Source organism: Rhodoferax sp. LS1R11 (genome assembly GCF_056521395.1).
Map to the genome: position 1 here is coordinate 71,426 of NZ_JBWMAW010000018.1, position 14,558 is coordinate 85,983.

At 58.3% G+C, this 14,558-nt stretch carries 16 protein-coding genes; 14 read left to right on the forward strand and 2 right to left on the reverse strand.

Annotation, left to right across the window (positions count from 1 at the left end):
- Positions 1-97 precede the first annotated feature (97 nt).
- Positions 98-490, reverse strand: a complete 393-nt coding sequence (rpsI, locus tag AC097N_RS18215) for a 30S ribosomal protein S9 (RefSeq protein WP_114971756.1) — start codon at positions 488-490, stop codon at positions 98-100.
- Entirely contained in the window at positions 487-960 is a 474-nt protein-coding gene (gene rplM, locus AC097N_RS18220; protein ID WP_479583485.1) for a 50S ribosomal protein L13, read from the reverse strand. The genes rpsI and rplM overlap by 4 nt, the downstream gene beginning before the upstream one ends.
- Before the next feature lie 163 nt (positions 961-1,123).
- Between rplM and AC097N_RS18225 the strand changes: the two genes are divergently transcribed.
- The 14 genes from AC097N_RS18225 to AC097N_RS18290 form a co-directional block, all read left to right on the forward strand.
- On the forward strand, positions 1,124-2,065 hold the full coding sequence (locus tag AC097N_RS18225; protein ID WP_479583486.1) for a 23S rRNA (adenine(2030)-N(6))-methyltransferase RlmJ: 942 nt from the start codon (positions 1,124-1,126) through the stop codon (positions 2,063-2,065).
- Between the two features lie 104 nt (positions 2,066-2,169).
- Positions 2,170-2,706, forward strand: a complete 537-nt coding sequence (locus tag AC097N_RS18230) for an FxDxF family PEP-CTERM protein (RefSeq protein ID WP_479583487.1) — start codon at positions 2,170-2,172, stop codon at positions 2,704-2,706.
- Positions 2,707-2,983: 277 nt separating this feature from the next.
- Entirely contained in the window at positions 2,984-3,775 is a 792-nt protein-coding gene (gene epsA / locus AC097N_RS18235) for an XrtB/PEP-CTERM-associated transcriptional regulator EpsA (RefSeq protein WP_479583488.1), read from the forward strand.
- Positions 3,768-5,189 carry an undecaprenyl-phosphate glucose phosphotransferase gene (locus tag AC097N_RS18240; protein ID WP_479583489.1) on the forward strand — a complete coding sequence of 474 codons (1,422 nt, stop codon included), beginning with the start codon at positions 3,768-3,770 and terminating at the stop codon, positions 5,187-5,189. The genes epsA and AC097N_RS18240 overlap by 8 nt, the downstream gene beginning before the upstream one ends.
- Before the next feature lie 2 nt (positions 5,190-5,191).
- The gene (gene epsL / locus AC097N_RS18245) at positions 5,192-6,409 is read left to right on the forward strand and encodes an XrtB/PEP-CTERM-associated polysaccharide biosynthesis outer membrane protein EpsL (RefSeq protein ID WP_479583490.1); all 1,218 of its coding nucleotides are present in this window, start codon (positions 5,192-5,194) and stop codon (positions 6,407-6,409) included.
- 12 nt (positions 6,410-6,421) lie between these two features.
- Entirely contained in the window at positions 6,422-7,390 is a 969-nt protein-coding gene (locus AC097N_RS18250) for an EpsD family peptidyl-prolyl cis-trans isomerase (RefSeq protein ID WP_479583491.1), read from the forward strand.
- A gap of 68 nt (positions 7,391-7,458) precedes the next feature.
- Positions 7,459-8,298, forward strand: a complete 840-nt coding sequence (gene epsE, locus AC097N_RS18255; RefSeq protein WP_479583492.1) for a polysaccharide export protein EpsE — start codon at positions 7,459-7,461, stop codon at positions 8,296-8,298.
- Positions 8,299-8,300: 2 nt separating this feature from the next.
- Complete coding sequence (epsF, locus tag AC097N_RS18260) at positions 8,301-9,653, forward strand: chain length determinant protein EpsF (protein WP_479583493.1); 1,353 nt, start codon at positions 8,301-8,303, stop codon at positions 9,651-9,653.
- Positions 9,650-10,549: a chain length determinant protein tyrosine kinase EpsG gene (gene epsG, locus AC097N_RS18265; protein WP_479583494.1), complete on the forward strand. Its 900-nt coding sequence runs from the start codon at positions 9,650-9,652 to the stop codon at positions 10,547-10,549. Before epsF ends, epsG begins: the two co-directional genes overlap by 4 nt.
- A 13-nt stretch (positions 10,550-10,562) precedes the next feature.
- Complete coding sequence (locus AC097N_RS18270; protein WP_479583495.1) at positions 10,563-11,945, forward strand: RNA-binding domain-containing protein; 1,383 nt, start codon at positions 10,563-10,565, stop codon at positions 11,943-11,945.
- Positions 11,942-12,358 carry a BRO-N domain-containing protein gene (locus AC097N_RS18275; protein ID WP_479583496.1) on the forward strand — a complete coding sequence of 139 codons (417 nt, stop codon included), beginning with the start codon at positions 11,942-11,944 and terminating at the stop codon, positions 12,356-12,358. Before AC097N_RS18270 ends, AC097N_RS18275 begins: the two co-directional genes overlap by 4 nt.
- Positions 12,355-13,254, forward strand: a complete 900-nt coding sequence (gene xrtB / locus AC097N_RS18280; RefSeq protein ID WP_479583497.1) for an exosortase B — start codon at positions 12,355-12,357, stop codon at positions 13,252-13,254. The genes AC097N_RS18275 and xrtB overlap by 4 nt, the downstream gene beginning before the upstream one ends.
- A gap of 3 nt (positions 13,255-13,257) precedes the next feature.
- Entirely contained in the window at positions 13,258-13,944 is a 687-nt protein-coding gene (epsI, locus tag AC097N_RS18285; RefSeq protein WP_479583498.1) for an exosortase-associated protein EpsI, B-type, read from the forward strand.
- 20 nt (positions 13,945-13,964) lie between these two features.
- On the forward strand, positions 13,965-14,558 hold a 594-nt coding region (locus AC097N_RS18290), incomplete at its 3' end, for a GDP-mannose 4,6-dehydratase (RefSeq protein ID WP_479583499.1).

A 14,558-nucleotide genomic window follows, 5' to 3' on the forward strand; every position in this document is an offset into this window, starting at 1 on the left:
GCCGAGTCTAGCAGCCCCAATGCAAACAGCCGCCAGAACTTGCGTTCTGGCGGCTGTTTGGTTCGCAACAATTCGTTGGCGAAATTTCTTTGGGAAATTAACGCTTGCTGAACTGCTTGCGACGGCGAGCACCGTGGAAGCCGACCTTCTTACGCTCGACTTCACGTGCATCACGCGTGACGAAACCAGCTTTGCTCAGCTCGGACTTGAGCGTTGCATCGTAGTCAATCAGGGCACGGGTGATACCGTGGCGCACAGCGCCCGCCTGGCCAGACTCACCGCCGCCTGCCACGTTGACCATGATGTCAAACGTTTCAGCGTGATTGGTCAGCAACAGGGGTTGCTTGCAAATCATGATGGAAGTGCCACGTCCAAAAAACTTGGAGATGTCTTTGCCATTGACCACGATTTGGCCGGAGCCTTTTTTCAGGAAAACACGGGCGACGCTAGATTTGCGACGGCCGGTACCGTTGTTCCATTCACCGATCATTTGGCGGACTCCCTTTTGACTGCATCGCCAGAAATGCCGGCGATATCCAACACTTTGGGCTGCTGGGCGGTATGAGGATGCTCAGCACCACCATAAACCTTGAGCTTCTTGATCATGGCATAGCCCAGAGGGCCTTTAGGCAACATACCCTTGACGGCTTTTTCCAAAGCGCGGCCGGGGAACTTGGCTTGCATGTCACGGAAGTTGATGGCAGAAATGCCACCTGGGTAGCCGGAGTGGCTGTAATACACTTTGTCGATTGGCTTGGCGCCAGTCACACGCAGTTGAGATGTGTTGATAACGATGATGAAGTCACCGGTATCGACGTGAGGCGTGTAAATGGCCTTGTGTTTGCCGCGTAAACGGAGAGCAACTTCGCTGGCTACTCGTCCGAGGACCTTATCGGTCGCGTCAACCACAAACCACTCGTGCACCACGTCAGCGGATTTGGCGCTGAAAGTTTTGGTCATGAGATTTCTCTTTTTAAAGGAGGGTTTGTCGGGCTCTTTTCCACGGTCGGCGTTCCTCTGACGGGAATCTCTTAGGTGGGGTTCAAGCTTCGCCGCGGAGCCACAAAAGCGCTGCGAAGCCTTCTATTATACAAATTTCGCCGCCAGGCGGTTAAAATTCGTTATGTTTAGTTACCGCCACGCCTTTCATGCCGGCAATCATGCCGACGTCCTCAAACACACTGTCCTGATTGCCATCCTGCGCCATCTGCGACAAAAAGACACCGCACTCACGGTATTCGACACCCACGCCGGGGCCGGTCTGTACCGCCTTGACGGCGACTACGCCGAAACCAGCGGCGAGGCGGCCGACGGCTTTCTCAAGCTGCTGGCGGCACTCAACGGCCCGCCACCCGCTGACAAAAAAGCAGCCGCCGCAGTCAAAGCCATCACCGGCAACCTCGCGCCCGCCCTCAAGGACTACATCGAGTTCGTCGCCAGCTTCAATAACAAAGGCAGCCACAAGGTCTACCCCGGCTCGCCATTCATCATCCAGCGCCTGCTGGAGGGCGACCGCGACAAACTCAAACTGTTTGAGCTGCACCCCACCGACGTCAAAACACTCACCGCCAACATCGCCCAGCTCGAAGCCGGTCGCCAGGTAGCCGTGCTGCGTGAAGACGGCTTTGAGGGCATCAAGAAATTCCTGCCGCCACCCGCGCGCCGCGCCCTGGTGCTGTGCGACCCCAGTTACGAAATCAAAAACGACTACAGCCGTGTGGTGGCGATGGTGGCCGACGCGCTCGTGCGCTTTGCCACCGGCACCTACGCCGTCTGGTACCCGCTCATTCCCCGCCCTGAGGCGCATGACATCCCCCGCAAACTCAAAACCCTGGCCAACAAAGCAGGCAAGAGCTGGCTAAACGCCACACTCACCGTCAAGTCCAGCAAATTAACCTCCGATGAAGCGGGCGAGGTGATCCGCCCCGGCCTGCCAGCGAGCGGCATGTTCATCATCAACCCGCCCCACACCCTGAAAGCCAGCCTGCAAACCGCCCTGCCACAGCTCGTCACCCTGCTGGGACAAGACCAGCATGCGGCGTTCAGCGTGGAATCCGGGGGTTAATATGTCGCCAAAATGACATAGGGTTAGTCCGAATGGACTATAGACGCGGAAAGTAGTGAATCCTATTATTGGTTTACCTAACACTGCCTTTCCAAGGGAACACCATGAAACTCAAATCACTCATCCTCGCCGCAGCACTGGTTGCGGCTTCGTCTTTTGCCTCCGCTGTAACAGCGGTCTCATTGACACAAACTGACGCAACAACCTTTTCAGGCGCGTTCAGCGGCTCCGCAACCACCAACACCTTCAGCCTCGACCTGACCTTTCTGCCTGCTGGCGTCATCAGCGTCAGCTCTTTGCTGTCAGCCAACTTCACCGGTGTTGGTTACGATGTGACCGGCGCCACGTTTGACGGCATGGCATTCACCCCCATCGTGAACTTCTCGGTTCCAGGCGTGATTGGTGCTGACCTGTGGCAATTCAACGCCAGCAGCATCACCAACACCATGCACACGATTGTCCTGACCGGCAATGCCATCGGCGGCTCGACGGTCGGCTTCACTGGAAGCTTGTCGGTCAGCAACACACCCTTCCCCGAAGTAACGCCTGTTCCAGAACCAGAAAGCTACGCCATGCTCCTGGCTGGCCTGGGTTTGATGGGCGCTATCGCCCGCCGCCGCAACAAGTCCAAATCGGTTTGATTTGACTCCAGCAAGAGGCCCAAGCCTCTTCCAAAAAAAGGGAATTGCAGCGCAATTCCTTTTTTTTATGGCTGCGTGCTTTTGCGTATTTTTATTAAAACTTCTTTAACACAAGCAGCCCACTTACGCCATCCGCCAGCAGGCGGATATGTGCAGTCGCAGCAATGACTTAAACTTAAGTCACTATCTTGGCATTAGTTTGTAGCTGGCAAAAGCCAGGGGAGCTACAGAAGTCAACCCTGGCATCAAGTTTTTAATAGAAAAAACGTATTCCAATATGACATTCCTGCCCTCGTTATTACCCGAGGACCTTCACCATTACCACCGTGTTGTCACGCACTCGGTAACGGTGCGTAGCCATTTTGATGCACTATTTTGGTTGCAGGGCGACATCCAGCAGTACCTTCCGCACGAGATCATGATTGCCGCCTGGGGCGATTTCAGCACCGGCGCCATCCAGCACGACATTATTTCGGCCATGACCGGCGTGCGCTCCCATAACTCCAACCCCGAAACCATCAGCCCCCTGCTGCTGCAACTGTTTGCCCGCTGGACCGAGTTCGGAAAAAAGCCTTTTGCCCTGAACGCGGGCGAAAGCGGCTTCCTGCTGGAAGACACTGGCCTGAAATGTGCTTTAGGTGATGCACTGCAAAAAATGCGCTGCGCCATGACCCACGGCATCAAAGATGAAAGGGGAAGTCATGATTGTTTGTACGTCACCTTCAGCACCCAGGAGTCATTCACAGACGCCCAGCGCGAGGCCATGGCCATGATGATGCCTTACATAGACACCGCCTTGCGCCAGCTCGCTCACCTGCCCCACCAGGCCCAGGCCGTCTCGATCAACACCCCCGTGACCTCCCTGGCCCAGGCCTTTGACATCAGCGAACGAGAAGCTGAAGTCCTGTGCTGGGTCGCCCTGGGCAAAACCAACCCCGAAATCGGCAGCATTTTGAACATCAGCGCCTTCACCGTCAAAAACCACATGCAGCGCGTCTTCAAAAAACTCAATGTCACCAACCGCGCACAAGCCGTGGGCATTTACAAAACTTACGTCAACAATGTCTAAGACCAAGATAGCGCGCTCCGCAGCCGCCCTCAAAAAATCAACCGTCCAACCCTCGCTGGGCAAAGACAACTTGCTCAGCATTTTTGAATCGCTGATCGGGCCTGCCGCGCTGGTGGGCTCGCTGTGGGTGCTTACCTACTATGTAGAAGGGCAAATACCGCCGCCCACGCTCATGCTCACCATATTGGTCTTTGCCCTCACCTTTCCCAGCCAGGCCCGCCTGCAGGTCTCGCTCCTGGCCATGGTGGCCGACATCGTCGTCAACTGGATCTGGATTGCCGGGCTGCTGCTGGCCACCGGCCTCGTCACCGGCTACATGCGCGAGTTCTCCACCAAGGTTCTCTACACCTGGATTTGGGTCGCCCCGCTAACCGAGCTCGTCGCCTGCCTGCTGCTGCGCACCACGGCGGCCAGCCTGCTCAAACTGCAAGGACCGCTGCCGCGTGCCCTCATCGTCGGCATGAACGAACAAGGCCTGGCACTGGCGGACAAAATCCACAACTCCCCTTACTCGCGCATTGAAGTAGCCGGTTTTGTTGACAGCCGCAGCACCGACCGCCTCAGCCCCACCGACCAAAACCGTTTGCTGGGCAAACTCGAAAATCTCGCCAGCCTGGTCAAGGAGCACCACATCCAGCTCATCTACCTCTCGCTGCCCATGGCCTCACAGCCGCGCATCCTGCAGGTGCTGGATGAACTCAAAGACACCACCGCCTCCATCTACTTTGTGCCCGACATGTTTGTGACCGACCTCATTCAGGGCCACACCGGCTCGGTGTGCGGCATGCCCGTCATCTCGGTCTGCGAGACCCCCTTCAAAGGCTCCGACGGCGCCCTCAAACGCGTCAGTGACATCTTTCTGTCACTAATCATACTTACACTTATTTTTCCGGTACTGCTCGTTATTGCAGTCGCCGTCAAGCTGGGATCTCCGGGACCCATCATTTTCAAACAACGCCGTTACGGGCTCGATGGGGAAGAAATCCTGGTCTACAAGTTTCGCTCCATGACCGTGACCGAAGACGGTGGCGCCATCCAGCAAGCCCAAAAGAACGACAAACGCATCACGCGCTTGGGGGCCTTCCTGCGTCGCTCCTCGCTTGACGAATTGCCCCAGTTCGTCAACGTGCTGCAAGGCCGCATGAGCATTGTGGGCCCCCGCCCCCACGCCGTGGCCCACAACGAGCTCTACCGCAAACTCATCAAAGGCTACATGGTGCGCCACAAGGTCAAGCCCGGCATCACCGGCTGGGCCCAGGTCAATGGCTACCGCGGCGAGACCGACACCCTGGACAAAATGCAGGGCCGCATCGACTTTGACCTGGACTACCTGCGCAACTGGTCCCTCCAGCTCGACATGCACATCATCCTCAAGACCGTGCGCCTCGTCGTCAAAGACCAAAAGGCCTACTGAGCATGACCCCCCTTGCGCGCAAGCCCCTGTGGGCCAGCTCAACCGCCCTGCTGCTCCTGTGCAGCACCGCACCCGTGTGGGCGCAAGCGTATGACGGCCTCACACTCAAGGCCAGCTACGCCCTGCAAACCGACAGCAACCTGTTTCGCCTGCCCGCCAGCGCCAACCTCAATGCCCTGCTGGGCAAGTCCAGCGCCGCCGAGCGCCTGGGCATCACCTCCTTGGGCCTCAACTTCAACAAAGCCTACAGCCTGCAGCGCGTCGAGCTTGACCTGAACCTGATTGACTACCACTACCAAAATTTTGGCTACCTCAGCTTCACCGCCCGCAACTACAACGCCGCCTGGCGCTGGGCGCTGACCCCGCGGCTGCGTGGCAACCTCACCACCGGCCGCCAGGAAACCCTCAACAATTTTTCAGACTTTCAGGGCTACAGCCAACGCAACCAGCGCACCAACACCAACACCCGGTTCGACGCCACCTACGAGCTTGATGGCCCCTGGCGCCTGCTCGCAGGCGTCTCGCAAAACAAACAAACCAACCAGCAAGCCCTGCTCACAGGTGACGACTACAGCGCCAACGCCGCAGACCTGGGCGTGCGCTACGACTTTTCCTCGGGCAGCACCCTCAGCTACAGCCTGAAAACCGCCAAGGGCCAATACATCAACCGCGTGCCCTCCGCCGCAGCCCTGTTTGATGACGGCTACAACCAGCTCGACCACCAGCTCAACCTGCACTGGCTCGTCACCGGCAACAGCACGGCAGACTTCAGCGTGGCCCACATCAGCCGCACGCACCCCAACTTTGCACAGCGCGACTTCAGCGGCGTCAACACCGGCGTCAACCTGCGCTGGAACCTCACCGGCAAGTCCGCCCTCACCGGCGGCTGGACGCGTGACCTCGCCAGCAACCAAAGCAACCTGTACAACTACAGCCAGACCGACACCCTGTCACTCGGCCCGGTCTGGCAAGTCAGCCCCAAAACCCTGCTGCGCCTGAACCACAACATCGCCCGCCAAAACTTCAAAGGCTCGCCGTTCGGGTTCGCAGCTGCCGACCGCACCGACACCACCCGCAACACCGGCCTGTCGCTCGACTGGCAACCCTACCAACGCGTGGCCTTCAGCGCCGCGCTGCAACACTCAACCCGCGACTCCACCCTGGCCGGACTTGACTACACCAGCAACCAGGCCACTATTTCAGCCCAATTCAGCTACTAAGCCTCACGCACCATGACCACCTCCATCACCCGCTATTCATTGACGGCGCTTGCCGTTGCCGCCGCCCTCGCCCTGACCGCCTGCGGCAGCAAAGAAGACAAAAAAACAGCCACCCAAGTGGCCGCCAAAGTCGGCTCCGAAGAAATCTCGGTGCACCAGATCAACCAGGTGCTCAGCCGCGCCAACACCGCCAACGCGTCCCCCGAGGCCGCCAAGGCCATGAGCCGCGAAGTGCTTGAAAAACTCATCGACCAGCAACTCGCCGTCGACCAGGCCACCGAGACCAAGCTCCACCGCTCCCCCGAGGTCGTGACGCAAATCGAAGCCGCCCGCCGCGAGATTTTGACCCGCGCCTACATGCAGCAAATTGCCGCCGCGTTGCCCAAAGTCACCCCCGAAGAAGCCAAAAAATACTTCACCGACAACCCCCAGCTGTTCAGCGAACGCCGCATCTTTAACGTGCAAGAAATTGTGGTCCCCGCCTCGGCTGGCATGGCGGGCCAATTCCGCGAATTTGTCACCGCCGGCAAGCCCATGGAAGAAGTGGTCGCCATCCTGAAAAGCAAAGACATCAAGTTTGGCGGTGGTGCCGCCACCCGTGCGGCCGAGCAAATTCCGCTTGAGCTGCTCAAACAACTCCACGTCACCAAAGACGGCCAAAGCATCGTCATTGGCGCACCGCAAACCGTCACCCTGCTGCGCGTGGTGTCCTCACAGGTCGCGCCCATCACTGAAGCCGCCGCCCTGCCCCGCATCGAGCAATTCATAGGCAACCAGCGCGCCAGCGAAGCCGTGGCCGCCAAGATCAAAGAACTGCGCGCCGCCGCCAAGATCACCTACATGGGCGACTTTGTCAAAACCGAAGACGCTGCTGCCGCTGCACCTGCAGAAGTTGCGCCTGCCGCCACACCAGCCGCCCCCGCTGCTGCCGCCGACGCCAGCAAAACAGCCATCGAAAAAGGCGTGGCCGGGCTCAAATAAACCGTCCATCAATAAACCGCCCATCGGCAAGCCACCGCCCCACCCCCAGCCAACCCGGACCTCACCCCATGACCCAGCGCTTTTTCAGTCTGCCGCAGCTCCGCCTACCGCAATTTCTGGTCGCCACCGTGCTCGCCCTGGCAGGCCTCACCGCCCAGGCCCAGGCCCCCACACAGGCCAAGCCCGACTACCCGCTGGGCGCGGGTGACGCCATTCGCGTGCAGGTGTTCCAAAACCCCGACCTCACCATCGAGACCCGTGTGTCTGAGAACGGCTCCATCACCTACCCCCTGATCGGCTCGGTGGATCTGGGTGGTTTGTCCATTGCCGTGGCCGAGCAAAAAATTGCCACTGCGCTTGAAAAAGGCGGCTTCATCAAAAAGCCCCAGGTCAACATCATCCTGGTGCAAATTCGCGGCAACCAGGTGGCCGTGCTCGGCCAGGTCAACCGCCCCGGGCGTTTTCCGCTTGAGACCGCCAACACCCGCCTGAGCGACATGCTGGCCAACGCCGGTGGCGCCACCGCAGGCGGTGACGACGTCGCCATCGTCACCGGCGTGCGCAACGGCACCACCTTTCGCAAGCAAATTGACATTCCCTCCATCTTCTTGAGCGACAAACTGCAAGACGACATCGTCCTGCAAGGCGGCGACAGCATCTATGTGCACCGCGCCCCCGTGTTCTACATCTATGGCGAAGCCCAGCGCCCCGGCTCGTTCCGCATTGAGCGCGGCATGACGGTGATGCAAGCCCTCGCCCAAGGCGGCGGCCCCACCGCCCGCGGAACCGAAAAACGCCTGCGCCTGCACCGCAAAGCGGCTGACGGCAGCATCCAGGCCCTCGAACCCCAGCTGACGGACCCCGTCTTGGCCGACGACGTCATCTACGTCAAAGAAAGCATTTTCTAATCATGACTCTTCAACAATTCCTGCTCATCCTGCGCGCCCGCTACAAAGTGGCGCTGCTCACGCTGCTGCTCACCGTGGCCGCCGTCACCGGCGTCAGCCTGTGGCTGCCCAAGCAATACACCGCCAGCGCCGCCGTGGTGGTGGACGTCAAGTCCCCCGACCAGGTGACCGGCATGGTGCTGCAAGGCATGATGGCCCCCGGCTACATGGCCACCCAGGTGGACATCATCAACAGCGACCGCGTGGCCAAAGCCGTGGTGTCCATGCTGGGCATGGACAAAAGCCCCGCCATTCAACAGCAATGGCGTGACGTCACCGAAGGCAAAGGCCAGCTCAATGACTGGCTCTCCGCGCTGCTGCAAAAAAACCTTGACGTCAAGCCCTCCCGCGAGAGCAACGTCATCAACATCAACTACACCGGCACCGACCCCAACTTTGCCGCCGCCGTAGCCAACGCCTTTGCCCAGGCCTACATCAACGTCAACCTTGACCTGCGCCTGGCCCCGGCCCGCCAATACGCCTCGTTCTTTGAAGAGCAAACCAAGACCGCCCGCAGCAAGCTTGAAAAAGCCCAGCAAGCCCTCTCTGACTACCAGCAACAAAACGGCATCACCTCTGCTGACGACCGGCTTGACTTTGAGACCGCCAAACTCAACGAAACCTCCAGCCAGCTCACCGGCGTGCAAGGCCAAACCACCGACAGCCAAAGCAAGCGCCAAAGCGGCAAGGCCGACACCGTGGCCGAGGTCATGCAAAGCCCCCTCATTAACGGCCTCAAGTCCGACATTGCCCGCCTGGACGCCAAGCTGACCGAAAGCAACATCAACCTCGGCAAAAACCACCCCCAAACCCAGCGCGCCGAAGCCGAGCTGGCCACCCTCAAGGCCCAGCTGGACGCCGAGACCCGCAAGATCACCAGCTCCATTGACACCACCTACCAGGTCAGCAAGCAGCGCGAGCAACAACTGCAAGGCGCCCTGGGTGCCCAAAAAGCCAAAGTGCTGGTGCTGAACAAACAGCGTGACGAACTCAACGTCATGCGCCGCGATATTGAGAGCGCCCAGCGCACCTTTGAGGCCATGAGCCAGCGCGCCGCACAGTCCAACGTGGAAAGCCAGACCAACCAGACCAACATTGCGGTGCTCAACCCCGCCTCGGCCCCGGCAGACCCGTCCAAACCCAAGGTGTTTTTGAACATACTGGTTTCCATCTTTTTAGGCACCCTGCTGGGCGTGGCCCTGGCCTTGATGCTGGAGCTGGCCAACCGCCGCGTGCGCTCCGCCCAAGACCTGGTTGACGCACTGGGCCTGCCCTTGCTGGGCACCATCAGCACCGCTACCGGAGTACGCGCATGACCACCGTCACCCCCATTCACCCCCATGTTGCAGTGCCCCCTGCAGCCACAGGCGCAGCCCGCTCCATTGGCGACATTCTGGTGGCCACCGGCCGCCTGAGCGTGGCCGATGCCGCCCGCATCTCGGACCGGCAGCAAAAAGACAAAAGCCAGTTTGGCGACGCCGCCCTGGCCCTGAAACTGCTTACCAAAGAAGACATCGACTTTGCCCTGAGCAAGCAGTTTGACTACTCCTACCTCAGCGGCAAAGACAACAGCCTCAGCCGCGAACTGGTAGCCGCTTACCAACCCTTTAGCAAAGTGGGCGAAAACCTGCGCGCCGTGCGCAGCCAGCTCATGCTGCGCTGGTTTAACACCGACGCCAACCGCAAGGTGCTGGCCGTGGTCAGCCCCGGCCAGGGCGAGGGCCGCAGCTTTATTGCCGCCAACCTGGCCATCGTGTTTGCCCAACAAGGCGAGCGCACCCTGCTGATCGACGCCGACCTGCGTGCCAAACCCGGCCACGGCCAGCACACCCTGTTTCAGCTGGCCAAAGGCGCAGGCCTGTCCGGCCTGCTGGCAGGCCGCGCCGGGCTGGAGGCCGCCCTGCAAGTACCTGGTCTGCCGGGCCTGAGCGTGCTGCCCGCAGGCGCCGTGCCCCCCAACCCGCAAGAGCTGCTGGGCCGCCCCGCCTTTGGCGAACTGCTGCATACCGCCAGCCAGATGTTTGACGTCATCATCATCGACACCCCCGCAGGCAGTGACTATGCGGACGCCGAAATCATCGCCTCCCGCACGGGCGCGGCGCTGATGGTGGCGCGCAAAAACAAAAGCCTGGTGCCCCAAGCCACACTGCTGGCCCGCCGCCTGCAAGACAGCGGCGTGGCGCTGGTTGGCTCGGTGCTGAACGACGCCTGAACTGAAATTGCCAATGAACGCTGCGCAACTACTTGAACTCATTGCACAAGGGGAAAGTGCGCGCGTTGAATTCAAAAGCAGTTTTCAAAAAGAAGTAGTTGAAACGCTCTGCGCCTTTGCCAACACCCTTGGTGGAACGGTGTTGCTGGGCATCAACGACAAGGGGCAAACTCTGGGGCTATCCATTCAGGCTGAAACCGTTCAAGGCTGGATCAACCAATGCAAACAAATCACCAGCCCCAGAATCATTCCTGATGTGGAACTCGTGCCGATTAACGGCAAAACCGTTGCGGTGATCAGCTTGGGTGAATACCCCATCAAGCCCGTCGCTTGCAAAGGCCGGTATTTCAAACGCGTTGGCAACGCCAACCACCAAATGACCGCCACTGAAATATCTGACGCGCACATCAAACTCATCAACTCCAGCTGGGACTACCACCCAGACCCCGAACACGCCATCACGTCCATCTCTGTGCCCAAAGTTCAGGCCTTTGCCGACGCCATCAAACTCAACGCACCCTTTGACGCGGTTTTAGAAAAATTTGAACTCGTCAAACAAGGCTGCCCCACTTTTGCCTGTCACCTGCTGTTTTCCAAAAATGATGTTTTTCTAAGCACCATAGAAGCCGGGCGCTTTGCCAGCCCCACCATCATCAAAGACAGCATCACCAGCCGCGACACACTCATTGAACAAGTCCAGCGCATCATGGACTTCATGGTCAAACACATCAACAAGGCCTACATCATCACCGGCAACCCCAAGCGCACCGAACGCTGGGACTACCCCATGGAGGCCCTGCGCGAAATCATCATCAACATGATCGTGCACCGCGACTACCGCAGCGCCAACGACTCCACCATTAAAGTCTTTGACAACCGCATCGAATTTTTCAACCCCGGCGCACTACTGGACGACCTGACCGTTGAAAAAATCAAAACCGGCAACTACAAATCGCACCTGCGCAACAAACAAATCGCCACCATCTTCAGAGAGCTTGAACTCATTGAAAAGTATGGCAGCGGCGTGCGTCGGGTGATTGACACCTTTTTGGCCTATGGCTTGCCCGAACCCGAATTTGAAGCCACTCAGGGCGGCATGGCCGTAACCGTGTTCAAGAGCACTGTCAAAGAAACCACCGAGCAACAGCCCGAGTCTGGGGGAGTAAACGACAAAATGTCGGGAAAAATGTCGGGAAAAATGTCGGGAAAAATGTCGGAGAAAGTTTTTACTGCTCTCCGTGACGATTCCAATGCCACCATCCCCGACCTTGCTACCCAAATTGGCGTGACCACTCGAACCATTGAGCGTGCTTTAACCAAGCTACAACAAGAAGGCCGAGTGGCCCGCATTGGCCCCACCCACGGTGGCCATTGGAAAGTGCTCAGCCAACCATGACCACACACGCCATGTCCAGCATCAAGCTTTTTGAAAACATGCAAGTTCGCTCCCACTGGGACGAACAGCGCCAAGCTTGGTTTTTCAGCATCGTCGATGTTGTTGCGGTACTCACCGACAGCGTTGATGCGTCGGCATGTTGGCGCAAGCTCAAACAACGGCTTAAAGCCGAGGGCAATGAAACCGTGACAAATTGTCACGGTTTGAAAATGACCGCGCCAGACGGCAAGATGCGCCTTACCGATATGGCAAACACCGCGGAAATATCAAAACAAAAGTTACCCCAAGGATTTGAAGAAAGCCGGGTTATCGCGCAGCAAGGCGGCACCATTGCTGGCAACACGCGCAAAGCCATCGAAACCAAGTCCGGCAAAGCCATCGTCACCGGCAAAAACGCCAAGCGCCTCAAATGACTCCCACTCAAAACAACCCCATCGCAACCCGCCCGCCCCTGCCCGCGCAGCTGCTCACCTGGGCGCCCATCATCATTGGGCTGGCGGTGCTGTATGTGCCCAGCCTGGTGGGCTTGTTCCGGGGTATCTGGAGCAGCGATGAGCAAATGCACGGGCCCATCGTGTTGGGCATCTCGCTGTGGCTGATGTACCGCAACTGGGGCGCCATGGAGCTGGCTGCGCAGGGCCAAAAACCAAGCGCATTGGGCTGGCCCCTCTTTGTTTTCGGCGTGCTGCTTTATGCCATTGGCCGCTCGCAAGACATCTTGCTGATGGAGATTGGTTCCGTTATCTGGTTGCTGGTTGGCCTGCTGCTGCTGCTGCGTGGCACCGCCGCACTCAAAGCCCAATGGTTTGCCCTGTTCTTCATGCTGTTCATGGTTCCGCTACCTAGTACGGTGGTGGACCTGGTCACCATGCCTATGAAAATGGCTGTGTCTTATGTGGCCGAACACATCCTGTTCTGGGTGGGTTATCCCATTGCCCGCACAGGCGTTATTTTGCAAATTGGCCAATACATGCTGCTGGTGGCCGATGCCTGCGCCGGACTGCACACCCTGCTTACGCTGGAAGCACTGGGCCTGTTGTATTTAAATATTATTCGGCGGGACTCACTGTTCAGAAACGTCGGACTAGCTGTGTTGATTGTTCCCATTTCCTTCACAGCCAATGTCATCCGCGTGATGACGCTCACCCTCATCACCTACCACTTTGGTGACGAAGCGGGCCAGGGTTTTTTACACGGGTTTGCGGGCATGGTGCTTTTTTTAAGCGCGCTACTGCTCATCATCGGGTTTGACACCGTGCTGCAAACTTTTGAGAGCTATCGCCAACGGCGTCGCCTCGCAGGTGCCTAAGCCATGAAACTTTCAATGAAACATTGGGTGCTTCTGGCACTGATGCTTGCCTCTGCAGCGCTTGGCGTGGTGCTGCGCCCCACCATCAACATGGCAGACGAACGCCCGTCCATCGCTCTCGAAACCATGGTGCCAACCACATTCGGTCAATGGAACGCACAACTCAACATTTCGAATCAAGTCGTAAACCCCCAGCAAAAGGAAATGCTGGACAAGCTCTACAGTGAAACCCTCACGCGTACCTACGTCAACAACAACGGCTATCGCATCATGCTGTCTATTGCGTATGGAAAAAACCAAAGCAATGCACTGCAAATCCACACACCTGAGCTTTGTTACCCAGCGCAAGGGTTCCAGGTAACGCACAAGCAGCCCAGCGAGTTGAATCTGGCAGCAAGACCAATAGCGGCCACACAGCTTGAAACTTTTCTGGGGCAACGATTTGAACCCCTGACCTATTGGACAGTTGTCGGCGACCACATTACGACAAACAGAACCAACAAAAAAATGGTGGAAATGCGCTACGCGATGACGGGCAGGATTCCTGACGGCATGTTGGTGCGAGTTTCATCGATTGATAAAAACACGGCAAATGCCTATGTCATTCAAAGCCAATTTGCGAGCGAGATGATTCAGGCTATCGCGCCGGAACATCGCATTCGTTTTGCAGGCACCTCTATTTCCAATTAATCACTAACTTGCTTAACACCATGAAAAAAGTCGCCCTCATCACCGGCATCACAGGCCAGGACGGATCCTACCTGGCCGAGCTTTTGCTTAAAAAGGGCTACGAAGTGCACGGCATCAAGCGCCGGGCGTCGAGCTTCAACACCGACCGCATTGACCACCTGTACCAGGACCCCCATGTGTCCCAGCGCAACCTGGTGTTGCACTACGGTGACCTGACCGACAGCAGCAACCTGATCCGCATCATCCAGCAAGTCCAGCCCGATGAGATCTACAACCTGGGCGCCATGAGCCATGTGGCCGTGAGCTTTGAGAGCCCCGAGTACACGGCCGACGCCGATGGCATGGGCACGCTGCGCCTGCTGGAAGCCATCCGCATCCTGGGGCTGGAGAAGAAGACCCGCTTCTACCAGGCCAGTACCTCCGAGCTGTATGGTTTGGTGCAAGAGATTCCCCAGAAGGAGACCACCCCCTTCTACCCACGCAGCCCCTATGCGGTAGCCAAGATGTATGCCTACTGGATCACGGTGAACTACCGCGAAGCCTATGGCATGTATGCCTGCAACGGCATTCTGTTCAACCACGAGAGCCCGCTGCGGGGTGAGACCTTTGTCACC